Below are 24,647 nucleotides of genomic sequence, written 5' to 3'. Positions count from 1 at the left end.
TCAGCCCTTGACCGAACCCTTGGTCAGGCCGGACACGATGAGGCGGCTGAGCAAGGCGAATGCGATGAGGATGGGGAGAATGGCGAGCGTCGCGGAGGCTGTCAGAGGGCCCCATTCGCGCCCGAAATAGCCGATGAAATTGTAGATCGCCGGCTGGATCGGCCGCAGGTCCGGCGTGTCGATCATCACCGAGCCGGCCACGAATTCGTTCCAGCAGGCGACGAAGGTCAGCACCCCGGCCGCGCCCAGTGCGGGCCGCGTCAGGGGCAGCATCACGCGCGTCAGGATCTGGAAATGCGTGGCGCCGTCTATGATCGCGGCCTCATCGAGTTCGCGCGGGATGGCTTCCAGCGAGCCCTTGATGATCCAAATCGCCATTGGCAGCTGGTAGGCGGTGTAGATCACCGGCAGCGTGAACCAGGAATTGGTCAGGCCCAGCCGGGTGAAATACAGATAGTTCGGGATCAGCAGCGCGGCCGCGCCGAGCGACAGCGGAATGCTGGCGACGACGAGCATGAACAGCGCCCGGCGCAGTGGGAAATCGAAGCGGTCGAAGGCATAGGCGGCAGGCAGCGCGAGCAGCAGCACGCTCGCCACCGTGACCACGCAATAGAACACGCTCACACGCATATTGCCGAGAAAGCCGCTGTCGACGACGCGCTGGTAGTTCTCGGCCGTCGGTATGAAATCAAACAGCACCGGAGGCGTCCTGAACAGGTCCGGTTGCGACTTGAGCGAGGTGAGCACGCCCCAGAACAGGGGCAGCAAATTGAGGCCGGCCAGCACCAGGAAGAGGGCGGCGATGACGAAGCCGAGCGGGCCGGGCAGGATCGCGCGGGCTCCGACCGGCTGGGCATTCTGCGCTGGGACGGGCCTGGGATGAGCGGCGGAAGAGGCAGCGCTCATCACGTTTTCCACTTCGCGAGCCTGACATAGGCCAGGACGAGCAGGATATTGCCGGCAAACATCACCAGGGCGAGCGCCGTGGCCGAGCCGAGGTCAAAATTCACGAAGGCGCGGTCGAACACCTCGATCGGCAGGATTCGTGTCGCATCGCCCGGTCCGCCGCCGGTCAGGACGAGCGGTGTCTCGACGGTATTGAGGTTGGACAGGGTCAGCACGATCGTGACCAGCAACAGCGGAGTCTTCAAGAGCGGCAGCACGATCAGCCAGAAGATCTGCCAAGGATTGGCGCCATCGATCTTGGCGGCTTCCTCGTAATCGTCGGGAATGCCCTTGAGCCCCGCGAGCAGGATGATCACGGCATAGCCAACCCGCTTCCACACCGAGACGCCAATCAGCAAGGCCATGGCGCTGCCGGGGCTGTTGAGGAGCTGCACGTCGGGGATGCCCGCCATCCGGATCAGCGATCCCACCAGCCCGATATCGCTGACGAAGACCCAGCGGAACAGCAGCGTCGCCACCACCGTCGAGATGATCCAGGGCAGGATGACGATCATCTGGACGACGAAGCCGAGCCGCTGGCCGAGTCGGTTGATCCAGACGGCGAGAGCAAGCGCGATGACCAGTGTCAGCGCGACGGCGGCGCAGGTGAACAGCGCGCTGCGCTCGAACGTGGCGGCGAGCACTGGATCGTCGAGCAGCCGTGCATAGTTTTCCAGGCCCGCGAAATCCGTCGGCGCGCCATACTGGATGCGGAACAGGCTGAACCAGAAGCCGTAGAGGACCGGCGAGAACAGCACCAGCATGAGCAGGGCCATCGCAGGCAGCACGTAATTGACGCCGGCGAGGCGCGAATACATCGTCATCGAGAGCGATCCCTGATCGAAGGCGGAGCCGGATTCGACTCCGCCTGGCTCACGTCAGCGATTGTTCTGACGGTTGAAGCGGGTTTCTGCCTCTTCGAGGGCCGCCTTGACGGCGACGCCTTCGACGATGATGCGTTGCGTCGCCTTGTTCAGCGCCTGCCGGTAGCCGCCGACATTGAACTCAATCGGAGTGAGCCAGCCATATTTGCTCGCCCCCTCGGCGGCGACGCGGATATAGCCGTTGCCCGGCTGGTCGACGAAGGGGGCGACCGCCTTCGCCGTTGATGCCATCAGGGGCGACTGCCCGCCGATGGTGACCCAGATCTTCTCGGCTTCCGCGCCCAACAGGTAGTCTACGAACTTGCCGGCCTCCTCCTTCTGCGTGCCCTTTGACCAGACGCCGACGGCCCAACCGGCCATGACAGCCGGCGAATGGGCGGACTTGCCGTTGCCCGGCCAAAGCATCAGGCCGACATTCTCCTTGCCGAGCTTGGCCTGCAACGTCGAGACGCGCACGCTCGGGCCCTGGATCATGGCGACGCGGTCGGAGGAGAACTGTTCGAAGAGGTCGTCGACCGTCCAGGTCGCCGATTGGGGCGGCGAGACATTGTATTTCTTGACCAGGTCGGTCGCGAAGGTCATGGCGGCGACGCCCGCGGGGCTGGCGAAATTGGCTTTTCCGTCCGGCTTGAACAGCCTCTCGCCCTCTCCGAGAAGATAGGGGATCATCATGTGCGGGTCGGCCTGCTGCTCGCTGAAGCCCTGGGCATAGCCATAGCGCGTCACCTGGCCTCCGGCGTTCTTCACCGTCAGCTTCTCGGCGGCGGCGCGGAAGTCATCCCAGGTCTTGATCGAAGCCGGGTCAATGTCGGCAGCCTTCATCAGATCCGCGCGGTAGACGATCGAGATGTAGTTCGGCGAGGCGAACAAGGCATATTGTTTGTCGCCCTTCTTGGTCAGGTCCCAATAGGCGCTGGCATGGTCCTTGACCTGTTCTGCCGGCCATTTTTTGATGAACAGCTCGTTGAGGTCGGCCAGCGATCCGGAGCCGATCGCGTCGCCAAGGAAATCGGTCACCACCCAACTGATGTCGGGCGCGTTGCCGGCGCGATGGGCCGCCAGGAACTTCGGTGTCATCTGATCCCAGACCTGCGTCTCCACGACGATCTTCGTGCCGGGATTGGCGGCCTCGTAATTCTTGATGATCTGCGCCAGGGCCACCTCGCGCGGCGTCGTCCCTGTGGCGCTCAGGAACGTCCACATGCGGATCGTCTTGGTCTGCGCCAAGACCGGGGCCTGTGGAACAAGCGCGCCTGCAGCCGCGAAACCGAGCGCCGCCAGGCCATTTAGAACGTGACGTCTCTTCATGTTCATTTCCTCCCCATGAAAAAGCGGCCGATTAGGTTCGGCTCTGTGCGAGTTCTTCGATCAGATTGCGGGCCTTGAGATCAGCCAGCGCGTCCTTGAGCGAGCGGCCCAGATGGGCGCGCACCGCCTTCGCGTAGTCGTTGGGATTGCGGTCGCGCAGCGCTTTGATGATGGCGCGGTGCTCGACGGCTTCCGAGGCATGGCGCGTGCGCCAGGATTCGATGCCGCGCTGGATCCAGGCGTTCAGCACCTGCATCTGGATTCCGCGATAGGTCGAGAGCAGCAGGTCGTTGCCGCTGAACTCGACGATCTTGTGATGGAAGCTCGCGTTCTGCTCATGTCGATTCTTGTGCGAGATCTCCTGCGGATCGACTTCGAGGCGGCGCTGGACCTCCTCGATCGCGTCGACAGCCGTGATGTCGAGGCTGCCTTCGTTCAGGCGTCCGATCATCAGTTCGCCGGCCATCAGCTCGATTGCGAGCCGCACCTGCCAGAGGTCGAGAACCTGCTTCGCGTCGGGGTCGCGGATGTGATAGCCGCGCCGCTGGATGACCTCGATGAAGCCCTCCGCCGCCAGTCGCATCAGGGCCTCGCGCACCGGAGTCGGGCTGACATTGAAATGCTCGGCGAGCTTTTCCGGATAGAGCCGCGTGCCCCGCTCGAAGTAGCCGAAGACGATCATGTCGAGCAGCGTGCGCCGCAAGGTCTCGGCGAGCGTCTCGCCGGGCTTGCCGACGAGTTCGCCCATGTCGCCGGGGCTACGCACTGATATGGATGACATCGCCCCGCTCCGCGTTGGTCTCGAGGCCGTTCACGACGTAACGGGCAAGGCGTGCTAGATCCGGCTCGCCCCCGTGACCCGGGAAATCCTGAGCGACGAGTTGCCCGGCTTCCGTGACGAGTGGGCGCACCGCCATGTTGTCGCGCAGCGGGTTCAGCAGCCGGTTTGCCTCATAGCCATGGACGGCTGGCGCCGCCCGGCAGGTATGCACTGCCGCCGAGACGGCGACGCAGCTGCCGACGCCATGCGGTGCCATCAGGATGCCGGAGCGCGCACAGAGCGCGCCGATCGCCATCAGACCCGACACGCCACCCGCGCGTGAAATATTTGGCTGCAGGAAATCGACCGCATCGGCAGCGACCAGTTTGGCGTGAGCGGCGAGCGTAAAATCGTTCTCGCCCGCTGCTACCGGCACGGGCGAAGCCCTGCGCACCTCGGCGAGGGCCTGGGGATCATCAGGCGGCACCGGCTCCTCGAACCAGCCGATATTGTAGGGAGCGAGCGCCTTGGCGACCGCGATCGCCGTAGGCACGTCATAGGCGCAATTCGCATCGAGATAGAGCGCCTTGTCAGACCCCATTTCGCCGCGCACGGCAGCGATATGATCGATATCGATCGCGAGGCCGCGGCCGACCTTGAGCTTGATGGCGGTGTAGCCCTGATCGAGATAGGCCCGCGCGGCGCGCGCCGACTTGTCGGGATGATCCTGGAAGCCGACGGGGCTGACATAGGTCGCGACCGGGCCCGGCGAGCCGCCCAGCAGCGTCGCGAGCGGCAGGCCGGCGGCCCGCGCCTTGAGATCCCACAAGGCGATGTCGACGCCGCTCAGAGCTTCGATGGCGGGTCCGCGCGTGCTGCCCATCGCCGTGAAATAGCGCTCGAGGTCCCCGAGCATCTCGTTGGGATCGCCGATCTCGGCGCCGATCAGCACCGGCGCGATGACACCGTTGATGATCGCAGTCGCCGCGCCGGCATGGGGCAGGCCAAAAGCCTCGCCATAGCCGATGGCGCCGTCATTGCTCTCAACGATGACCAGCGTCGAAACCTGGCCGGCGCGGGGAATCCGCCGAAAATGAGCGGCCGGAGCGAGCAGTTCTGCGGGCACCTTCTCGATGCCGCCGAACACATCCGCGAACCGTGCTTCGAGCTGGATCGCCCTGAGTCGAGAAATCTTCAACGTCGTGCCTCCGATATTATAAATTATAATTTATTTTTTTTGGCGCGCCGTCAAGATGGAGTGGCCGACAAGATCGTCGCCTGCGACATGAAGCTTGGCCAGGGAGCGTGCCCTCTCGTTTAGTGAGCGGCCGAGCGTATCGTCCATACGCTTCGCGCCTGGGCACTCCGGCCGATGAAGCGCATTTCGTTGGCGCTGATGAAAAGGGCTGATTTGGAGAGTGACTGGCACTCACGTCTTTTCGACAATCCGGGGAAGCAAGTCCTAAGCGCTGGCGGCATCACGGCCGCTGGGCTGGCGCCCTGCTCGATGCGCAGGATGACGGAATCATTCCAGCGGCGCCTAAGAGAGCATTGCCGACGCAGGGCAGCGGCAAGAGTGAGCCCATGGCCTTCTCCGCCGAGAAGGTGCGCCGCGCCTCTGTGCATGTCTGGCAACAGGCGATGAGCGGCGGTTTCGCGAGGGCGGCTTAAAATCCAGCCCCAACCGCGGCCGCCCGACACGATACGAACCGGAGAGCTCTGCCAACTCGGCCTTCGCCGCCTCGTTCAAACGCCTGTTGCCGAGCGTCCGGCAATCAGCTATCCACCATCCACGGATTGCGCCCGTAGCTCAGCTGGATAGAGCGTTGCCCTCCGAAGGCAAAGGTCACACGTTCGAATCGTGTCGGGCGCGCCATTAAAACAATGGCTTAGAGAAATCCTTGGTGAGCGCCGGCCTCGGAGTCACCAAGGAGTCACCAACGTTCCTGATAACACTGCGGCGATGTCACGCATCGCGCCGAGCCGGAACCCGTGTCGGGTCATGGGCTCCGGTCCATACACCCTTCGAATTGCCGAAACCTGCGCCTGCGGCCGCGGTGGTCGCGCCATTCAGGCCGTCGCCCCGTAACGAAGAGCGCTGGACGCGTGCAAGACGGCAGTGGCAGCAACGAAATTACGTTTCATGTTACTGCAGCGCCTCCGAAGGCGGTTCAGGCAGCGTTCAGGCAGAAAAACTAGCCTGATGTTTGCCGACGCGCGTCAGGCCCCCGAAGCCAATCCAAAAGTTTGGAGCGCTAATTTTCCCACCGGCAAGGCCTTACCTCCGGCGCGCCGGTCCCGGCCACTGGGAATGTCCCGGGATCCAGATTTGGAGTGCACTCGCGATTCGCTGTGCGCCGGGTCCCGGCTTCAGATTGGCTTTCCCCAGTCATGGGATATGGCTTTATCGGCATGGAATTTTATCGCCGGTCCAACCTTCGCTAAAAGCATTCATTCGATCTTTCAGTGCGGGATGGGTATCGGATCCAGCATAAGGAAGAATTTGTCGTAACGATTCCAACATATGACCTAGATCTGGAGTTGATCCGACCATAATTTGTGCATCCGACAAGCGTCTGATGACGGATCCGGCGAATCGATCTGCTTCTAATTCTTGATTTAAAGGTAAACCTGAGAGGCGCCCTGCGGGATGCGTGCATGCATGGTGCCCAATCTCGTGTGCAATGACGAGATATCGCAGAAGGGTGGGGTCAATGGCGTGCTTTCTTACCCAGTCAAAATTGTAAATTACGAGCTTGAAGGGCGGAGATTTTTGGTAATCTATAAGGGCGTAAGCGTTAGGTACATCAGCTTCGAGCATTAGTATGTCTTGGGTCATTCCAGATATATTTATGATATCTTCGAGAAAATTTTGATCGTGCTCGTTGCTTGGCCATCCAGCATGAATTTTTTTACCATTGATCCCAACGTGAAAGCTTTGGACGTTATTGCCAATGACGAGATTGATCGGTCTGTGCTTTTTTGCTTCGGCGCCGTTAGTAAAAATAATAAATACGGCGAGGAAAGCCGTGAATCGTATGCAAAAATTCGAGCAACGCGGGAGCCTGCGTCCGCGGGAAGCAATGTGACGGCTGGTCATACTGTTCCTCCATTTCACGGCGTTTCGGGGTGGTTAGGAGCTAAAGATGGCGCGAATCGCAACGCCTTCTGCTCACGCTCCGATGGAAATATCTTGCCGCTATACAACAAGAATGAACGCGATTACCGCCCTGCTACCATTGACGGGTCGGCCATCTCGACCGCTATCCAAGTTCGCGATCGGTTGCCGGACCCGCCGGGGCCGAACATGATCTGCAAGTCAAAATGCTGACTGTGGTTTAAAACGCATTGTTGAACCGAGCTGCGACCGCACCAAATGGCGATTGGGGCGAGCTTTCCCCGTGTGCAGGAATTCGAGCTAGCCTGCACCAACTGACGTTATTCGCCTTTCGAACGGGTGCGGCCGGCTAGTCCCTGCTAGACACAGTTTTCCCCTTCATCTGCAATCAAAGCCGCCGCCATAGACGCGGCTGCAGGTGAGTTTCCGGCCACCGTCATCGATTGTGAAATCGCCGCCATAGCTCGGACGAACCTGAATGGGTCCAGACGCCGGCGGCGGGCCGGGGATGGGGGCCGGCGCCAAGCCGCAGCGCATCGCGGTGATATTCTGGGAGGCGGCGATCAGAGCGGGATTACCGCTCCTGACGGCGGTGGCCATGAGACTGGCCTCCTGCTGGGTCATCTGGCAGGCGAGCACCGGTCCGGCACAAAGCATGGTCGCGACGATCAGGGCAGGACGAAATTTCATCGATTGATCCCTCTGCGGCGCATCTTCGCCGCGCGTAAAGTACGTTTCCGCCGCGTCCGCCGCTTGTTATTCCCCGCCAAAGGTTTGCTCACCCCAGCCTGCGCCTTATGAGCGGCGCTGACATGAGCTGGAGGCGCTCCGTTGTGAGCATTTTAAAATGGACGAGGTCGATCCCGGGCGTTGAGCAGGCTCCTTCGCTGCATGGCGTGCTCTTCCGCGCCTGCGCGCGGCGCGCGCGAATGGTGCGCAATTCCGTGCGGCCTCAGAGCCGGTCGTCCACGCGGACCATTGGGAGACGCTCGTCATCGCCAATCCGTGCCGCCGCTTGTCGAAGCTTGGAAAGGGAGACCTGCTTCTGTCCCTTCCACGGCTCGCCGGGTAGAAACGTCCGCACATAGTGCTCTGGACCATTGTAGACGGCGCGGCCGATGCCACGATCAAAATCGAGTTCGAGGACGAGCAGGTGGTCGGCATGCATTTCCGAATAGGTGAATGCGATGCTTTTGGTGGAAGGGCCTTTGGCCTTGACTTGGATAGTCCGTTTTCCGTCGGGGGTGTGGCCGTCGAACCCGGCGTTTGACCGAGCCTTGACGAGTTTCATGCCATATTCCTCGACGGCGCAAGCCTCCCCGAAGTCGCCGACCAAGTTGCCGTCGAACGAGAATTCGAGGTTCAGTCCCTTACGACGATAGTAGTCACGAACGGCGATCCGGGCGTCGGTTAATGGGCGCACTTCGAGCGGAAGCCGAAATTCGGTGTCACTGGGGTGGCTCATGGCCCTTCCTCGCTGCTCACGCTTAAATATTACTGACCAAACAAGTAATGGCGCTGACCTGAGTATCGATTTCCTCCACCATAAGGGTTGTTAAGGCTGTCGGACGAGTATCGACTACCGTAACGTCCGTATGGATTACTGATTGAATCGGGGTCGTATCGATTGTTGTTGAAGCGGCCGCGGTAGCTTCCGTCGCTACTGACGATGCCCGGATTGCTATATGGATTGACATAACCCTGCGAGCAGTATCCGGAATAACAGGCAGCTTGGCCCGCTCCGGCGGTTGCGACAAGCAGACTTGCGGACAAGAGGACGACTTTCATCGGAAGGACTCCATTTGGCGACGTAGTTTCGTTTTGATGGCGTGCTCAACCGAAAGCGAAGTTTGATTGTCAGAGACGCGATTTTTGCGAAACCGTCGCACGCAACCAGTCAGATGGGGTTAGCTTCGCCGATTGACTTGCGATTTCCTGACTGTTTCTTGTTGTTTTCAGCCACCGCTTTCTGGAGGGGTCGTATAAATGGAATTTGGCCTGAGCGATGATTGCCGTAAAGAAGAGCGGCGATGCACCTCGGCACGCGGGTACCGAGCGAAAACACTCTCGCTCGTGTGGGCCAGCCCAACTGCGGAGCTACATCGGAGGCGCAACCACAAACGGAGTGCATCACTCAGTTCATCGGCCGTTGTTGGTGCCGCAGCTCTTCCGGCGGTTCGTTGATGCCGCGACCACCCGCCTCTCGAGCGAGGCACGGCAATCACCTCGCCTCGAACACTCGGCGGCGTTCTTTCGCGGTCGGCGGTCACTGCAAGGATGCGATGCGAACCTTCTGCGCCATGTGGATGCGGCCAAGTTCAGGACAACCTGAGCAAGTCCGCACCGCTATCCCGGCCGGAAGCCGCGACCTATCCAGAGCAGCGCCCATCCCAGGATAAACAGAATGATCGGGGGCACCCCGGTGCCGATGATCCAAGGCCAGATATGCGGCAGCCAGCGCTCCCACCGCTGATCCCAAAAGGCCTTGATAATGTAGTTTTTGTCCTCGTTGGTAAGCGATGAATTCAGATAAAGTTTCGCGCCGTCCGGCACTTTGGGAACCATCAAGGTTCCTGCGGCCACGCTCTTATCCCACTCGTCCCAGTATTGATACTCCAGTCCGCCAAATTTGACCGGAAGGCTTTCTTTGGAGGGAGAGCGCATCAAGTCATACACTGGCCGCGTGAAGTCGTTTTCCTCCGACGGCTTTAGGTCTGGGCGCATCTGGTAGACGTACTGGTATCTTTCCCCGCGCAAGCTATCAGGAATGAGAGTGTACGCGAGTGCGGCGACGCCGATTATCCATAGTAACGTTGCGACAATCCACGCGCGAAATAGTCCTCGACCGACGTTCATCGCGCCGTCCCCCCTGATCCCAACGCAGACGTATCGGTGCGTGGTCCTAATGGCAGGGCTCGCTATCACGCTCGCCTGAACCTCCCAATAGGAAAAGCCTCTACGGGCGCGACTTCCCGATCCGTCCTGTATTAACGCGGCGGCGACGCAAGCTCCCTTCGGGAGTTTCGGCGCTCGAAATTCCGAGAACTCTCGGAATATCCCGGCGCTCTATCTCCTGACAGCGAGCGCCGAAGACGACGGCGGCGAGCAAATGTTTGGCGCGAAGTAACAAGCGCCGAACGGGGGGAAATGCTAGGCGGCTGATTGTTCACTATCAATCCGTATCATTTTGAATTTCGAAGGGCTGGAGATCAGATGCGCGGTATCCGGAAATCCGCATTCAGAGTTTCGCTGAGCTTCCTCGTGTGCGTCCTTTCGAACGTCAGTATTGCGCAGCCAATTCCACGAAACGCTCACGCCCATCCTTACGGCAGCGGCTGGACGTGTGACCGTGGTTTCAGCAGCAACAACGGYCARTGTGTTGCCGTCCAGATTCCGCAGAATGCCCAGCTGGACGCCTATGGCAGCGGTTGGACGTGCCAGCGTGGTTTCAGCAACAACAACGGYCRRTGTGTTGCCGTCCAGATTCCGCAGAATGCCCAGCTGGACGCCTATGGCAGCGGTTGGACGTGCCAGCGTGGTTTCAGCAACAACAACGGTCAATGTGTTGCCGTCCAGATTCCGCAGAATGCCCAGCTSGACGCCTATGGCAGCGGTTGGACGTGCAGCTTTGGCTTCAAGCAAGTGGGAAACGTGTGCCAAATAATGTCACCGACGGAGCTCGCTGCTTACCAGCGTCAGATCGCAGAGATGCAAGCTCAAAGACGTCGCGTGCTTGGTTCGAGCGATACGTATACTACCAGCAAGGGCGCAAAATTTTCTGTTGGGGTTCTCAATGCCGATTTGAATTGCAACGGGGGGTATTCAGGGGCGTATAATGGATGCGAGGTAGAAGTAAAGTTTAGCATCACGACAAACTACAATGGCAGTGATACCCCCACCGCTCGTGTCAGATGCGAGGCAGAGGTGTCATATGTCGATAAAAACGGAATGCAACGTACCGACTCAAGCGAAGAATCTAAGTCCATAAGCGTATCAGGGCAGGACGAAAGCGGGCGCGTCGAAATAAGCTTTTCGTTTTCCACGGGAGCCGTGCGTGCAAAGCTGACCGAAGTGAGATGCAAGATCAGGGACGTAAGCTAAAATCCGCTCCGGGACAGAGCTTTGCAGCCGCGCGCCAGAAATGGCCTCGCCGGTCGTCGTGGTGTGCATCAACTGGGACGGCAGCGGCAAGTCGGCGCGGATCTAGTTCGAGCGCCCGCGTCCAGCGCTGCAGTAGGCAGAGCGGCCCAGTCCTCGATGCCCTCGGACTTTCCGTCGAAATGCCGCTGTATCCCCTGCTGCACGAACGCACGCGCGTCTCGGTCACCGGGTTGAGCGGGTCGAGACTTGCTTCGGCCGACCGCCGGGTCGAGGAATTGCCCCTGCAGCGCCCGGCAGCAGCGCCCGGCAGCAGCGGCTGATCAGGCCGGGGCCGAGTTCAGGATATCGCGCCAGTTCGACAGCAACCGCCTCAGAAAGGCGGCTCGGTCGTCCGCCTTGAGCGGCTCGGCGGCGTCCATGACGGCCGACATCTTCATCATCGTTCAGGATGAGCGGCAGGCGGCGAGCCTCCGCATTACGTTACGGTTGCTCTGGTGGATGGCCCTATTCGCAATTGCCCACTGGTTCGGCCTCGTGACGGTACTCTGGGCCAAGTGGAAGCCTTCGCCACCCGGATCTTCCAGCATCTCTTGGCGTGAGCGATTCCAGCGGGCGCGTCACCGCCGACCGCGAAGAGAAGCGTGTGACCCACGGGGCGACACGGACCGGAGAAACGAGAGGGTGAGACCAGAACGAGCAGCTTGACCTCAACGACCCCAATCCGGGTTCCGGTGAGGTTCAGCGCCATCGTCAGCGTGTCCCGGTACTCCTCCCACTGGCGGAATCTGCGCCTGCGTCGGTCGCTCGTTGCACCTGCTAAGCACGTTCTCGATTGTACTCCGCTGCTTCAGCGAGATCGTGACCCGGTACCGGGAAAAGGACATGGCGTCGGTCAGGATCTGCATCTCATCATTGGCGCAAATTGCTTCACTCGATGGGGTTGCGGTACGGTTCCGCAAGCTCGTCCGCGTCTCAGTCACCTTGCTGGATCGGGCTCGTCCGAAGGGGGCGAAATTGCCGGTTAGCCGTTTTCATGACCTGCGCTTCCGGCCGCACCTCGATTTTCCGGGAGCGGCGGAGGTCTTTGCCCGGATGCAGACCGCGCCAAAATTCGTCTTTTCGCGTGATGTGATCGAGTGGATCAAGGAGCATTCCGTTGACTATTCCCATGCGGTGGCTATTGCGATCGGCGCAGGCCGCACCGAGCTTCCTTACGAAACGATGCTGGTCGAATGGGAGAAGAAGGAAGGGCCGGAGCGCATGTTCTGGCTCATTAAGGAAGCCGCACCGAACAGTTATCGCATTTGGTGGGCCGTGCATTTTCCCCGCGTTAGCGATCTTGTCTTCAATTATCCCTTTACCGCTTCGTTCCACCCGAGCGGCGATGTCGTCGTAGAGCCATATGATGGCCCAATCCCGTCGCACTTTCCCTCAGTTGACGGATACCGCCCAGCGGCAGGAATGGCGCTCGGCCTCGCCATGACGCTGCATGTGCACGGCATCATGACTCGACCGCCCGCGCCGGTCAGTCCGAAGCTCGATGCGGCACGGATCAAGAAAGGCAAGCCGCCGATCACCAAGGATTACCGCACCGTGCATATCGGCTACGTCACCGATCAACATGGCAAAAAACACGTCTACGAAGAAGGCCGAGGCCACGTTAAGCCGCATGTGCGCTCCGGCCATTACAAGGACCAAGCCTTCGGTCCGGGTCGGCTCGATCGCAAGAGAATCTGGATCAGCGCCTATCTGGTCAACTACGGCCCCGGCACCACGATTGATCCGCCGCCGCAATATCTCGTCGTCCCCTGAACCCACCCCCCGGCAAAGGAAAACAACATGGCGCTTCGCTATTGGATCGGCCGATCCGATCGGGCGCGCTGCGTCGAATAGTGCAGCGACAGACTTGATGGAGTGCTGCTGAGGGCGGCCTAAGGCAGCCGCATTGCCGTCGTATCTTGTGGGGCCAGTGGCCTGCTAGCAGAGGCGTATCAGATGCCGAACCGGAAGGGTGTCTGGCAGCGCGGTCAGAGTGGTAATCCGAAGGGGCGGCCCTCGATCAAAGGGCCCGTGGAGGCGCTGGCACGGGAGCACACCGAGGAGGCGGTTCGGACGCTTGTCGAACTGATGCGCAATGGCTTTCCGGACACCGTGAAGGGAGCGGCGGCCAACGCCTTGCTCAACCGGGGCTGGGGCTCGCCGCGGCAGTCGATCGAAGCCGACACCATGCTTCCGCCAGTCGAGCGCATGTCGCTTGCGCAAGTTGAAGCCGAACTGGCGAGGCTCGGGGTCAATGGTGTGCTTGAGGACCCGTACGACGAGGGGTGAGACAGCTGGGCATCCGCCTTCTTCCGCTCACGGGCCCTGTGCTCCCGGGTGCCCCCCGCAGGCGCGAGATAAACTAAGCGGGCCCGCCGCTGCAAAGAGTCAGAAAGGCAGACGCTGCCAGACCGTCAGGTCGTCCGGCAGCCATCGGCAGCAGGTAGAGGTGATGATCCTCGACGCCGGGGAGGCTGCCGCAGCAAGCGCAGATCGGTTTGCCGTGCACAATGGTCAGCCCTCCAGCCGGGTGCGCAGATTGATGACCGAGACCGCGCTCCACACGCCGCCGCGCGCCGTGGCGATGCCGCGCCGGTTCAGCTCGATCGCCGCGGCGTTGGCGCTCAGGTCCGTCAGTTCGGCGAAGACCGGGCGCAGGCGCTGGGCGAAGACCTGCGCGTTAGCCGCCGTGGCGGCCGAGCCCCTCGCCCGCGTTTCGCTGGTAGCAGCTGATATCTGGTAGCCCTTCGGCTTGCCCAGTCGCTTACCGCGCGCTGTTGCCGCGGCAAGCGCCGCCTTGGTGCGCTCGGAGATCATCCGGCGTTCGGCCTGTGCGACCAGCGCCATGATGCCAACGACCATCTCGTTCGCTTCCGGCATGTCGGCGGCGACGAACTTCACGCCTGCCTTCTGCAGGCCGAGCAGGAAATGAGCGTCGCGGGACAGGCGATCGAGCTTGGCGATCACCAGAGTTGCCCCGTAGATCTTGCAGGCCTCCAGCGCCGCGTGCAGGGCCGGCCGGTTGTGGTCGTGCTTGCCGCTCTCGACCTCGACATGCTCCTCGACCAGCTGCCAGTTGCCGCCGTTCAGGAAGCTGGTGACCGAAGCGCGCTGCGCTTCGAGGCCGAGACCGCTTTCACCCTGACGCTTGGTGCTGACGCGCAGGTAGGAGATGAATTTGCCGTGGTGGGGTGTCATGCGTCGCCCTCTTAATGAGGCATATAACGTTCGTCATTAGCCTTTGTAAACAGACCTTCTCTGCGACGCCCGACCGCCAAAGACCAAGTTTACATTCAAAGACCAAGTTCACATTGCGTCAGCTAAGGCAGGATCGGCCATAAGCGTCAGGCGGGACGGCTCGTCGAGCGGCGGCGGTCGGCCGTTGACGGGACAAGTCCCGACAACGGCGGGTCGATCTCAGGATGCGGTCGCCGGCTCGTCGTGGTTGATGGTCAGCTCAAACGGTGGCGGCAGCTCGAGGCGCATCGCGTTGACCTCGTCCTGCGACAGGAAGGTGCCGCTCTCGACGCCGACGATGTTGACCGTGAGCCCGCCGGTGATCGGAGTGTCGGACGTCCGGTTGGTCGGCAGCAGGCGGCCGAGCAGCCGGGCGCAGACCTTTCGGGTGCGGTGCGCTTGAAATTCGAGATATCCGTCGAAGCCGCCGGCCCCTTGTCGTCCGAGAGAAATTTGGGTTGTAACTGTTAGTCATCAGCATAGAGTTTTCGGCACCGGCGGCATGCGTCTCGTGCCGCACCCGGATCAAAGACCCGTCCTCTTCGAGTGCTCACGTTTTCATGCCGTCACCGCTCGTTTCGCCCGTTGCTATACCCACTGTTTGGATCGAAAAGACGATTGTCCAAGATCGACCGGACCGAAATGAGGGTCCTAATCGGTTAGGGGCCGCGCTATGGTCGCCGCAGCGCTCTGCTGACGGCCGCGATATCTACGCCAATATGCGAGCCGTGAAGTCCGGCGACCTCGTACTTCACCTGATCGATAATGATGCGATCACCGGCCTCTCGACCGTCGAAACAGCCGCCGACGAATCGTTTACCGGCGTCGCTGGGTCTGCCTGGGCGGATCGGCCTTGCTACCGTGTGCCGCTTAGAGATTTTTGCCAGCTTGATCCGCCGCTGCGTCGTGAATGGTTCTTCAGCGATAGCGAGATTGCTGAGCAGCTTCGTTCACTCTCAGCCCAGCCCCGCAGCAGGGGGCTGTTCTACAATAGTAAGCTCGAGCTCAATCAGGGCGCCTATCTGACTGAAGCGCCCCAAAGCCTTATCCAAGCGCTCGATCTCGCCTACCTGCGGCATACGAGCAAACATATTGAGGGCTTACCTCCTACGTTGTCCGCCAGTGAAGAAGTAGAGGAAGACGAGGGGCAGGAGCCCGCCGAACGGCCGCTGGCGCAGGTGCGGCGCGCATGGATGTACGCTCCCGGTGAGAAGGCGGCGTATTGGGACGAGTTCTACGAAGAAGGGGTGATGGCGCTTGGTTGGAACAATCTTGGCGATTTTAAAGACTATCAAACGATTCAGGACGTTCGCCAGGCACTCAATAGGATCGCAGTAAACGGCAAAGATCAGGCGAAGAACGCTCGGATGTGCTTTGATTTCACTTTCACAATGCAGCCGGGCGACATCGTTTATGTAAAGCGCGGACAGCACATGATCATCGGCCGCGGCATCGTCGAAGGTGACTACAGCTATGATGCGGAACGCAAGCCCTACACGCATCTGCGAAGCGTACGTTGGACCAATCGTGGCGAATGGCGCTGGTTGGAACAACTGCCCCAAAAATCGCTAACTGAGTGGACGAACTATCCTGACGCGCTCCAAAAGGTCGAAGCGCTGTTCAGTCCCCAGGCGGCTAACAGTGATCAGAGCCCGCCACCCGTTATCTCTGTCTCTCGTCGCGAGCCCTTCACGATCGACAATGCCTGCGAGGGGCTTTTTCTCGAGCGCGAGGCTGTCGCTCGGCTGCTGGAAACGTGGCGGGCGAAGAAGAATCTCATCATTCAAGGTGCACCGGGCGTTGGCAAAAGCTATGTGGCCCGACGGCTCGCTTATGCCCTTATGGGCTACAAAGATCCGACTCGCCTACGCACGGTGCAATTTCACCAATCCTATGGATATGAGGATTTTGTGCAGGGTTATCGGCCAACGGAAAAGGGCTTCGCCCTCCGCGATGGCGTATTCATGACCTTCTGTAAGCGTGCGCTCAACGATCCGGATGAGTTCTATGTTTTCGTCATTGATGAAATTAACCGCGGAAATCTGTCAAAGATTCTTGGAGAGCTTATGCTTCTCATCGAATCTGACAAGAGACATTCGGATTGGGGCGTTAAACTTGCTTACGCCGAGAAAGCCGAGGAACGCTTTTACGTGCCCGAGAACGTTTTCATTCTTGGCATGATGAACACGGCTGATCGCAGCCTCGCGGTCGTCGATTACGCTCTGCGCCGCCGCTTCAGTTTCGCGACCGTCACACCCGCCTTCGGCTCTGCCACTTTCCGCTCATACCTCCTCGCAGCGGGTGTCGAGGGCGCCGTAGCCGATAAAATCATCGTGCGCATGTCAGAACTCAATCAGGCGATCGCCACGGATACGACCAATCTCGGCCGCGGCTATTGCATCGGGCACAGCTTCTTCACCCCGAGCGCAAAGGGTGCGTACGACGAGGCGTGGTACAACCAAGTAGTCAACAACGATATAGTCCCGCTTCTTGAAGAATATTGGTTTGATCAGCCCGAGCTAGTTGGGCAATGGCAAGCGAAACTGACCTCTTAACGCCTATGATACCCATAAAAAATATCTACTACCTGTTTCTATACGCGTGGGAGTGCTTCAAGGAAGGCAAACAAGTCGACGTCGACATTGATTCAAATTCGGATCTTCCAAATTTTCTTGCCAGCGTTCTTATCAAAGGCGTACAGCGTCAGTTCCGACGCGGCCTCGATCGTCGCTATGTCGAGCAGGTCGAGGAGCTTGCTGCGCCGCGCGGCAAATTCCTTTTCCCGGAGACCATCAAGCAGAGCAGTCTCCGCGCTGGCCGCCTCGTTTGTGAGTTCGATGAACTTGCCATCGACACCGTGCCAAATCGCATTCTCAAAGCCGCGATCCGGCATTTGCATCAATCGCCCGATATTAAGAGAGGACTAAGCGAAGAACTCCGCCGGCTCGAGCGAAGGCTCCACGGCGTCCCTGATCTGCGGCTTAGGCCGAGCCTTTTCCGGTCACTTCAGGTCATGCGCAATCAAAGCCAATACGGCCTGCTCATGCATATTTCCCGCCTCGTAATGGAGTTGTCCCTACCTGATCGGCAAGGCTCAGGTCATCAGTTTCGCGACATTCTTGATGACGAGACGCGCATGTCAGCGGTGTTTGAAACCTTTCTCCGAAATTTCTACCGAACCGAGCAAGCTCTCTTCTCAGTGGCGAGCGAGCGCATCACTTGGCCAGTAACATCCTCGCCGTTGAGTGAATTGAGATACCTCCCTGATATGATCACGGATATCACTCTCCGCTCCCCCGCCCGCACCATCATCATCGACGCAAAATACTACAGAGCCACATTCTCTTCCGGCCGCTTTGGCGGGCATCCTAAAGTCCATTCGGCGCCGCTTTTCCAGATCCAAACCTATCTCGACCATTGCAAATGCACGTCCGCCATCGAGGGGCTCTTGCTCTTTCCTCAGGTCAGCGGCGCGCCCGTGCGTTTGGATTACCAAATGCCGAGACATCGAATTCGCGTTTGCACGGTCAATCTCGATCAGCCTTGGCCGGCCATTCATGGAGAATTGCTCGACCTGCTCGGTGCGGGAGGGGCTCCGAAAAAAGTTGCCGCCTGACGTGTTGATCACCATCACGGAGTTCAAGCGTATCGGCGTTGCGCAGGCGCCGCGCGCCACGAATGGTGACTACGAGTTCTGCGGGCACGCCAGGCTTCTGGGCGTGGGGGCTCGTGGAGTCAACGTCGCCGGGCGGTAGTCAATGACGGCAGATACTCCGTCAAATTAATCCGGCACCAGACCGTATCGCATTCGCCGCGCCCAACCTTGATGGGGCGGAGCCTTGCGGGTTTCGCAGGTTTCGCGGTGTTTCCTACAGTCCCACTTTTTTTAGCAATAATCTTTCGCGGTGCTGGTTCACCGCAAAAGTAATGTTATTTTGAAATTTTTAGCGTTGTAGCGAAACCCGCAAACCCCGCGAAACCCGCAAGGCTACGCACCCTCAGTCTGCGGCCCGGGTAATGACTATACGATACACATGCACCTTGCTGTGCGGATCGACCTTCCGACGCAGCACAAGCGTGCGCTGGCCGCTCCGAACCGGCTCGTCGATATGCTTCTTCAGCATTCTGGCTACGGTTTTTGCTGTGAACACGTGCTCGGCCATGGCACCTGGAAACAGGACATCGCGCACGATCAGGGCGTCTTCGGGCCTGCTCCGATCGTTGATCATCGCCGTCACGGCGCTGGCCGCGAACACTGCGTCGCCCAGGTGCTTCGCCAAGGCTTCGAGCATGTCGGCGAGCGAAGCCGATTCTTCGTCATCCTCCTCCTGCGCGAGGAACAGCGTCTGGAAGTCCAGTTTGTGCCCGGTCAGATTGGCGGCGTGTTCAACCGCCGATCCGACCAGCCGCCACCACATCTTGAACCTGGTCTTGCCCGCAGCATCGCGCTTCGCCTTGAGCTGCGGATTGCCCAGCAGAATGGTGTAGAGCGCTGCCAAGATCTCGGCGCGATGGTCCCCGGTCCATTCGATCGGGAACGGGTGCTTGACCTCCCGGTTCTCCGGGTCGACACGATCGACATCGAGACGGATCTCGAGGCTGCGCGAGGCAAGGTCCCCCTTCGCTCTGATGTTATTGCCTGTGAACAGGTGGATCGTCGCAGCAGCCGTGTTGACCGTTTCGCTGAAGCCGAGCTTGCGATCGGAGTAATAGGTCGCCGTGCAGGACTTCTCGATATGCGGGCACGAGATCTGCGAGCCGCGCGCGATGTTGTCCCAGAGGATATAGGGAACCCCGGCGATGAAATAGGCTAACAACGCCTTGCGCCGCTCCTCCTCGTTCGTCGACCACGCCGCCGCCGATGGCATGATCCCGGTCACGGCGTAGATCAGCATTGTCAGCGCCGTGGTCTTGCCGCTGCCGCGCCGCCCGGCTGTCACGAAGAAGCAGGGCCTCTGGTCGAGCAGCGGCCGCTCGATCAGCGTCAGCGCCGCCGCGACGATGCTGCACTTGCCGGCATAGTCAGTGGCGACGTCGACCAGCCACGTGTCACACAGGAAGGTCATCGCCTTCCTGACCGCCTCATCCGTGCACGCCTCGCGCCGCGGCACGACCGCGCGCAGCTCCTCGGGAATGATGAACTGGATGCCGCGCAGGCGATCGAGCCCCAACGGTGCCAGCATCCCGCCATCGGCCAGCACGATCGGAGCCGTCGCAATCGCCACCACGATCGGCAAGGCACCGTCATCCCGGTTCATGTAGTGCCGCACGAACGGCGTCGGGTAATGCACCGGGCGGCGATTGCCATCCGCATCCTCGGTATAGTGCTCGATGTGCTGCTCGATCATCTCGGCAACCTCCATGTCGGTCATTACCGACAACACCCATTGCTCGGGCGCAGGCAGTCCGGTCATGCGACGTCTCCTTCATTCGCAGTGGTGAATGCATGCATGTCGCGGACCCGGACCTTGTGCACGCGGGTCGCATTAGCATCGATGTTGCGGACCGGCCCGATCTCCGCCACAACGGCACCTATCACCTCGTTCAGCACCTCCATCTGCGGCAGCCACGGTTCGTACACGGCCGGCGCTCGGATCATCGGCCGGGGGTCTTGCCGATGGGCGGCCTGCCGCCTCCGCGCCCCCTTGGCTTGCTGCGTGCTGTGCTGTTTCTGCGCCGCCTTGAGCATGGCGTTGACGGTGCTCTGCCCGACACCGGACAGCGTCGCGGCCAGTTCCCGCAACGACGTGAGCTCGACCGCATCGAGATCGGCAACCGCGGCGAGCCGGGCGAGGACTGCCACCACGTCCTCCTTCGCCGCCTTCTCCATCACTGCGCGCACGCTCGCGGCGTCGTGCTTCAGTTCGTAGACGGTGCGGCCGTGCGCGAAGCTGTGGATCCACGGTGTGCCATCGTCCCCGCGCATGATCCGCGCCTTGCACGGTCCGTACTCCTCGCCTTCCAGCGGGTCGGCCAGCGTCTCGCCCTCGAAGCGTTCCGGGTCGACCAACACGTCACCGACGGTGCTCCCGGCCAGTTCCGGATCGTCGAAGACCAGTTCGACCGGCGGCCGCAGGATGCCTTCGCATTGTCTGATTACGATTTGCCGCGCGAAGGCTTCCGTTACTCCTGTCCGCTCAGCCAGCTTCTTGGCTTTTCCTGTGACGAAGGCGGCCTGCGCCTTCGCCTTCTCTGGTGCCAGTCGCTCGCGCGCCTTGGCCTTGAGTTCGTCGAGGCGCGACTTCTCGACAATCGTCAGCGGCGGGCAGGCCTTCAGCGTGTCCAGTACAGTGCCGGGAATGCTGGTCGGGCGACGGCGCGCCCGGTCCTGCTGCAGCGGCGGCTGCAGGATCGGCCCGCCCTCGAAGACCAGCCGCGACGCCTGCCCGACCATGCGATCGACCAGCGAGCGGTCGAGCAGAGCACCAGAGCGGCTGACCATGAACCACCCCAGACCGGCAAGCCAGCAGCGGTCGTGCAGGGCGCGCAGGAAGCGTTCGATATCGGAGCCGTCCTCGACCATCAGGTAGACATGGACGCCGTCCGAGCCCGGCAGGGCCGCACCCGTATCGCTGCGCGACAGGCCGGCGCTGGTCGAGCTCCGCGTCAGTCGCGCCACGCCACCCAAGACCGGCAGCACCGCCAGCAGCGCCGGCCAGAAGCCGCCATGCCGCTTCAGTTCGACCGCGACCGGGTCGGGCATTGACTTGGTATCGAAATCGATCAGGGCGAAGGCCGGTCCACGATAGGTGATGTTGCTGGCGACGCGGGCGATCAGGTCCGGCCGCGCCGAGCCGTTGCGCAGCATCTTCTTGGTGGTGACCCCTACCTTGTCGGACAGCTCGACGCGCAGTGCGCCGAGCGCGAGTGCCTGCGATGGCGTCAGGTTTTCGATCAGTGCGCCGAGCCCATCGACGCCGTCGACCATGACCCGCGCGGCAGCCCCCCGGCTCATCACGCAGGCAGACTTGTCCTGCATCAGCGTGTCGTCCGGACCTAGCGATATCCGCTTGGTCAGCGGCCCGCCTGCCTTGGTGAAGACGGTCAGTTCGATCGGTGAGGGTGCGGTCCTGTCGTGCATCGAATGTCCCCATAGGATTAGCGGGCGGCTTGCGGGCCGCGGGTGGATGCTCCTGTTCATGGTTCCTGCTTCGTGTTCCTCTTGGGCAGCCGGGAACGCCGGCTGCCCGTGAGCCGTTGCCGGCGCGGGGGGAAATCAGGTACAAAGGACGTTGGTCCGCAGTCCTTCGTGTGCGCCCCTCGCGCCGAAGTCTCAGTCAGGAAACGGCGGCTTCGGCCGCCTCTTCGCATCACAGGCGAAACAGCCCGCGATCCTTGTACCCCCTCGGCGAGATCTTCAGCCCGAAGACCAGCGCCATTCGCTCGCGCTTGCAGTAGAGCAGCGATGTCTGCGGCTGCAGGTAGATGCCGTCCTGTCGTTCGAGCCAGCCCGAGGCAACGACCTGCCCTGCCTCGGCGCCGCAGCCGGTCAAGACATTGGCGCAGATGATCCAGCGCCGGGCTTCAGGCGTCGGCCAGAGGATGATGTTGGGGCATAGTTCATCCCACCCGGCGTCGATGACGCAGGCCATTGCCGAAATCCCCTCGATCTCGAAGTCGTAGATGTAGTCGCCAGTCTTCGGGCGCGGGGCTCGTAGCCGGGCCATCAGTTCTGGTCGGTTTTGAGCCCGAACAGGCTCTGGCGTAGCCCGGCGTTGATCACGGCAAGGAGAACGTTCCGCCTTGCCGCGTCTGCTGGCGAGGCGCTTGTCGGTTTCGCGCAGCTGTTTCCGGTAGCGGTACGGGATGCGACGACACCGCCTCATGACAGTGTAGCTCTTTCGCCTGCGGCCGGCCCGCACCCCGAACCCCTTTATGGCGGTGTCGAAGTAATCGGTGGTTTTCTCCGACGGGTCCGGTACCGCCAGCTGCTCTATGCTGGTCTTGGACAAGCGAAGCACCGGCATCACCGCCCCCCTCCGCTGGCAGCGCGGCGCGCAGCATGCGCCTTGCTGTTGGGGGCGGGCGCGGTGGTCAGCTGCGCGGCATACTCGTCGAGCGCAGGTACGTCATAGATGGCAAGCTGCCCGGCGTGCCGGTAGAGCGGCCCGCCGCCGATGCAGGCGAGCTTCGCCAGCGTGCCCGGCGCGCGCCTGATGCCGTAGCGATCAAACAGGTACCGGCTGGCCTCGCGACGATCCAGTGGACGGGTGGAACTCATGATGTGACCCTCGTGACGTCGATCGACTGTCAGCAAGGGTAAGTACAGGCGCAGGTCGGTTGCTTGGGACTTATCTCGCCGGCTGAGTTTTGTCCCACACCGCCGCCAACACCGATTGCAGCAGCTCCGCGTGCTCCCGGTATTTCCGGCGCAGGCGATCGGCCGCCGCGTCCAGCGAATGCGTCCTGTCCGCGCTGGCGTCGACGACGACCTTGGCGGCCTCGCGCTGGCTCAAGGCCGGCTGCCTTGCGAGCAGCCGTGCCATTTCCCAGAGCAGCCGGTCATCAGCTTCCGGGCGCCTGCCGTCGCGTGCGGCGGTGGCGCCCTTCTCATGCCATGGCTCGGCAGCGTAGGCCTGCAGCAGCCGGCGCTGCTCTTCGCCATCAGCACCGCCCGCATTCATCTCCTCGAAGATATGGCCGGCAGCATTGTCAGCGGCGGCGATCAGTACCGGGTCCGTCTTGTGCACATATCTTGCCGTCACGCTGCCAGACGAATGGCCGAGCAGGGCCCCGGTCGTAGCCAGCGACAGGCCGAGATCATCGGCGACGGAGCCGAAAGAGTGCCGCAAGGTGTGCAGCGTCACGCCCTCCAGTCCGGCCCTTTTCATCAGCCGGATCCAGCCGCCGGCCATGCCGCCAAAGGCGCCCTCGCCGCGCCGGGACGCCGGGAAGACATGTTCGCCGCTGCGTTCGAGCCCGGCGAGGAGATCACGAGCCGGCTTGCCGAGTGGCCTTGTTGAGGCGCCTTCCTTGGAGTCATGCAAGCGAAGGCAGTGTGCGGCGTGATCGAACTCGGACCATCTGAGATTGATGATCTCGCCCGAGCGCGCTCCGGATAGCGCCAGCAGGCGAGTAATGGCGATCAGCTGCCATGGCTCATGATGCGCGTCGGCCTCGGCCAGTGCCCGCCCCAGAGCCCGGTACTCCTCACCGCTGAGCCGCCGCTTGCGCCTCTGTCCCGCCGGTCTGCGCACGCCTCGGGCCGGATTGCTCTCGATCACGCCTTCAGAGACGGCGAAGCTCAGGATGCCGCCGAGCAGGCCCGCGGTGCGCGCCGCCGTGCCAAGGCCGCCTTCGACCACAGCCTTGCCGCGCTTGTTGCCGGTCTTCTCGACCAGCGCGGTCTTGCCGTCGGCGACGTCACGGATGAATTTGTTGATGTCGGATTGCGCCAGATCGCGGACGCGCCTGTTGCCGAGTAGTGGCAGGATGTGGCGGGCGATACGGCCGCGGTCGACATAGACGGTCGAGGCCTTCTTCGGCAGGCCGCGCTTGCCCATCAGCAGGCCGCGCTCGGCCGCCGAGAGATACTTCTCGCACAGCTCCCTGACCGTCAGGGCCTTGCGGTTGCTGGCGCGCTCCTCGGCCGGATCCGCGCCCTTGACCGCACTGCCGAGAATGCCGAGCGCCAGCTTCCGCGCTTCTTCACAGGTGACCTTGCCGTGCTCGCCGATCATCATCCGGCGCCTTGTGCCGTCGGCGTTGCGGTAGTCGGCGTAGAACGCCGCCCTGCCGGTCGGCCAGAGCCTGACGCCGAAGCCGCTCAGCTCGCTGCACCAGAGGAAATAGGATGCGCCCTTCACTGGGGCGGCATCGACGACACGCTTGGTCAATCGCGGCATGGAATGAACCTGCTGTGGCCAGAGTCACCACAGAGTCACCGCGAAACTGGAATTTCGAGTAATGACCAGTGTGAGCTTTGCTTTACCTAGAGCCCGATTTGTGGCGTGTTTACGGGGCTCCGGCAAGCGCTCGCGATGAAGAGTCACCGCCCGAAAAGGGCTGAGCGTTGCCCTCCGAAGGCAAAGGTCACACGTTCGAATCGTGTCGGGCGCGCCATTTTAGATAGCCTTTGTTCTCAAGGGCTTATGCTTTGTAATCCCCTCCTCAGAGACCATCAGAATCCCTGTCTGTCACAGCATTTGTCACAGCTGTCACAGGGTGCTTTTGGCTACGATCGGCAAGAGAGGTTCCAGTTGGCAAGCTCAGGTTAGGCGCGAGGGTAGCCCTCCCGTCTCCAAGAGTTTCCCCA

21 protein-coding genes and 1 tRNA gene are annotated in these 24,647 nt (G+C 61.3%); 7 read left to right on the top strand and 15 right to left on the bottom strand.

Annotated elements, in window-relative coordinates; translation table 11 throughout:
- Genes AB4118_RS16120 through AB4118_RS16100 form a run of 5 tightly spaced genes read right to left on the bottom strand, consistent with a single transcriptional unit; the run spans position 1 to position 5,095 of the window.
- A complete protein-coding gene (locus AB4118_RS16120; protein ID WP_441490678.1) occupies positions 1 to 906 on the bottom strand; it encodes a carbohydrate ABC transporter permease in 906 nt (301 codons plus the stop codon).
- Positions 906 to 1,769, bottom strand: coding sequence for a carbohydrate ABC transporter permease (locus AB4118_RS16115; RefSeq protein WP_441490677.1), 864 nt, complete (start codon positions 1,767 to 1,769; stop codon positions 906 to 908). Before AB4118_RS16115 ends, AB4118_RS16120 begins: the two co-directional genes overlap by 1 nt.
- Positions 1,770 to 1,823: 54 nt before the next feature.
- Positions 1,824 to 3,137, bottom strand: a complete 1,314-nt coding sequence (locus tag AB4118_RS16110) for an ABC transporter substrate-binding protein (RefSeq protein ID WP_441490676.1) — start codon at positions 3,135 to 3,137, stop codon at positions 1,824 to 1,826.
- A gap of 31 nt (positions 3,138 to 3,168) precedes the next feature.
- Entirely contained in the window at positions 3,169 to 3,918 is a 750-nt protein-coding gene (locus AB4118_RS16105) for a GntR family transcriptional regulator (RefSeq protein ID WP_441490675.1), read from the bottom strand.
- Entirely contained in the window at positions 3,896 to 5,095 is a 1,200-nt protein-coding gene (locus tag AB4118_RS16100) for a mandelate racemase/muconate lactonizing enzyme family protein (protein WP_441490674.1), read from the bottom strand. Before AB4118_RS16100 ends, AB4118_RS16105 begins: the two co-directional genes overlap by 23 nt.
- A 601-nt stretch (positions 5,096 to 5,696) precedes the next feature.
- Between AB4118_RS16100 and AB4118_RS16095 the strand changes: the two genes are divergently transcribed.
- A tRNA-Arg gene (locus tag AB4118_RS16095) sits at positions 5,697 to 5,773 on the top strand.
- Between the two features lie 528 nt (positions 5,774 to 6,301).
- On the opposite strand, the gene AB4118_RS16090 is transcribed toward AB4118_RS16095, so the two are convergent.
- The 4 genes from AB4118_RS16090 to AB4118_RS16075 form a co-directional block, all read right to left on the bottom strand.
- Entirely contained in the window at positions 6,302 to 6,997 is a 696-nt protein-coding gene (locus AB4118_RS16090) for a M48 family metalloprotease (RefSeq protein ID WP_441490673.1), read from the bottom strand.
- Between the two features lie 396 nt (positions 6,998 to 7,393).
- The gene (locus AB4118_RS16085) at positions 7,394 to 7,705 is read right to left on the bottom strand and encodes a hypothetical protein (protein WP_441490672.1); all 312 of its coding nucleotides are present in this window, start codon (positions 7,703 to 7,705) and stop codon (positions 7,394 to 7,396) included.
- Positions 7,706 to 7,967: 262 nt separating this feature from the next.
- Positions 7,968 to 8,480, bottom strand: coding sequence for a DUF6998 domain-containing protein (locus tag AB4118_RS16080; protein WP_441490671.1), 513 nt, complete (start codon positions 8,478 to 8,480; stop codon positions 7,968 to 7,970).
- 881 nt (positions 8,481 to 9,361) lie between these two features.
- Complete coding sequence (locus tag AB4118_RS16075; RefSeq protein WP_441490670.1) at positions 9,362 to 9,871, bottom strand: hypothetical protein; 510 nt, start codon at positions 9,869 to 9,871, stop codon at positions 9,362 to 9,364.
- A 306-nt stretch (positions 9,872 to 10,177) separates the two neighbouring features.
- Here AB4118_RS16075 and AB4118_RS16070 point away from each other — a divergent pair, with 306 nt between their 5' ends.
- The 4 genes from AB4118_RS16070 to AB4118_RS16055 all read left to right on the top strand — a co-directional run bounded on the left by AB4118_RS16070 (position 10,178) and on the right by AB4118_RS16055 (position 13,444).
- A complete protein-coding gene (locus AB4118_RS16070; protein ID WP_441490669.1) occupies positions 10,178 to 11,116 on the top strand; it encodes a hypothetical protein in 939 nt (312 codons plus the stop codon).
- Between the two features lie 179 nt (positions 11,117 to 11,295).
- A complete protein-coding gene (locus AB4118_RS16065) occupies positions 11,296 to 11,436 on the top strand; it encodes a hypothetical protein (protein ID WP_441490668.1) in 141 nt (46 codons plus the stop codon).
- Positions 11,437 to 11,998: 562 nt separating this feature from the next.
- On the top strand, positions 11,999 to 12,928 hold the full coding sequence (locus tag AB4118_RS16060) for an AcrVA2 family anti-CRISPR protein (protein ID WP_441490667.1): 930 nt from the start codon (positions 11,999 to 12,001) through the stop codon (positions 12,926 to 12,928).
- Between the two features lie 183 nt (positions 12,929 to 13,111).
- Positions 13,112 to 13,444, top strand: coding sequence for a DUF5681 domain-containing protein (locus AB4118_RS16055; protein ID WP_441490666.1), 333 nt, complete (start codon positions 13,112 to 13,114; stop codon positions 13,442 to 13,444).
- A gap of 225 nt (positions 13,445 to 13,669) precedes the next feature.
- On the opposite strand, the gene AB4118_RS16050 is transcribed toward AB4118_RS16055, so the two are convergent.
- Positions 13,670 to 14,353 carry a recombinase family protein gene (locus AB4118_RS16050; protein WP_441490665.1) on the bottom strand — a complete coding sequence of 228 codons (684 nt, stop codon included), beginning with the start codon at positions 14,351 to 14,353 and terminating at the stop codon, positions 13,670 to 13,672.
- A gap of 599 nt (positions 14,354 to 14,952) precedes the next feature.
- On the opposite strand from AB4118_RS16050, the gene AB4118_RS16045 reads away from it, so the two are divergent.
- Both AB4118_RS16045 and AB4118_RS16040 read left to right on the top strand, forming a co-directional pair.
- On the top strand, positions 14,953 to 16,947 hold the full coding sequence (locus AB4118_RS16045) for an AAA family ATPase (protein WP_441490664.1): 1,995 nt from the start codon (positions 14,953 to 14,955) through the stop codon (positions 16,945 to 16,947).
- The gene (locus AB4118_RS16040; protein ID WP_441490663.1) at positions 16,923 to 18,008 is read left to right on the top strand and encodes a 5-methylcytosine restriction system specificity protein McrC; all 1,086 of its coding nucleotides are present in this window, start codon (positions 16,923 to 16,925) and stop codon (positions 18,006 to 18,008) included. The genes AB4118_RS16045 and AB4118_RS16040 overlap by 25 nt, the downstream gene beginning before the upstream one ends.
- Positions 18,009 to 18,390: 382 nt before the next feature.
- Here the strand turns inward: AB4118_RS16040 and AB4118_RS16035 are convergent, their stop codons facing one another.
- The 5 genes from AB4118_RS16035 to AB4118_RS16015 all read right to left on the bottom strand — a co-directional run bounded on the left by AB4118_RS16035 (position 18,391) and on the right by AB4118_RS16015 (position 24,237).
- Entirely contained in the window at positions 18,391 to 19,806 is a 1,416-nt protein-coding gene (locus AB4118_RS16035) for a hypothetical protein (RefSeq protein WP_441490662.1), read from the bottom strand.
- Positions 19,803 to 21,320, bottom strand: coding sequence for a hypothetical protein (locus AB4118_RS16030; protein WP_441490661.1), 1,518 nt, complete (start codon positions 21,318 to 21,320; stop codon positions 19,803 to 19,805). The genes AB4118_RS16035 and AB4118_RS16030 overlap by 4 nt, the downstream gene beginning before the upstream one ends.
- A 382-nt stretch (positions 21,321 to 21,702) precedes the next feature.
- A complete protein-coding gene (locus AB4118_RS16025; RefSeq protein WP_441490660.1) occupies positions 21,703 to 22,344 on the bottom strand; it encodes a hypothetical protein in 642 nt (213 codons plus the stop codon).
- Between the two features lie 14 nt (positions 22,345 to 22,358).
- The gene (locus AB4118_RS16020) at positions 22,359 to 22,613 is read right to left on the bottom strand and encodes a helix-turn-helix transcriptional regulator (protein WP_441490659.1); all 255 of its coding nucleotides are present in this window, start codon (positions 22,611 to 22,613) and stop codon (positions 22,359 to 22,361) included.
- Positions 22,614 to 22,683: 70 nt separating this feature from the next.
- Positions 22,684 to 24,237 carry a tyrosine-type recombinase/integrase gene (locus AB4118_RS16015; RefSeq protein WP_441490658.1) on the bottom strand — a complete coding sequence of 518 codons (1,554 nt, stop codon included), beginning with the start codon at positions 24,235 to 24,237 and terminating at the stop codon, positions 22,684 to 22,686.
- Positions 24,238 to 24,647 lie beyond the last annotated feature (410 nt).

This window comes from Allobosea sp. 2RAB26, from assembly GCF_052115465.1.
Lineage (GTDB): Bacteria > Pseudomonadota > Alphaproteobacteria > Rhizobiales > Beijerinckiaceae > Allobosea.
Note: the sequence above shows the minus strand (reverse complement) of the source record. Positions and strands in the feature narration are given on the sequence as shown.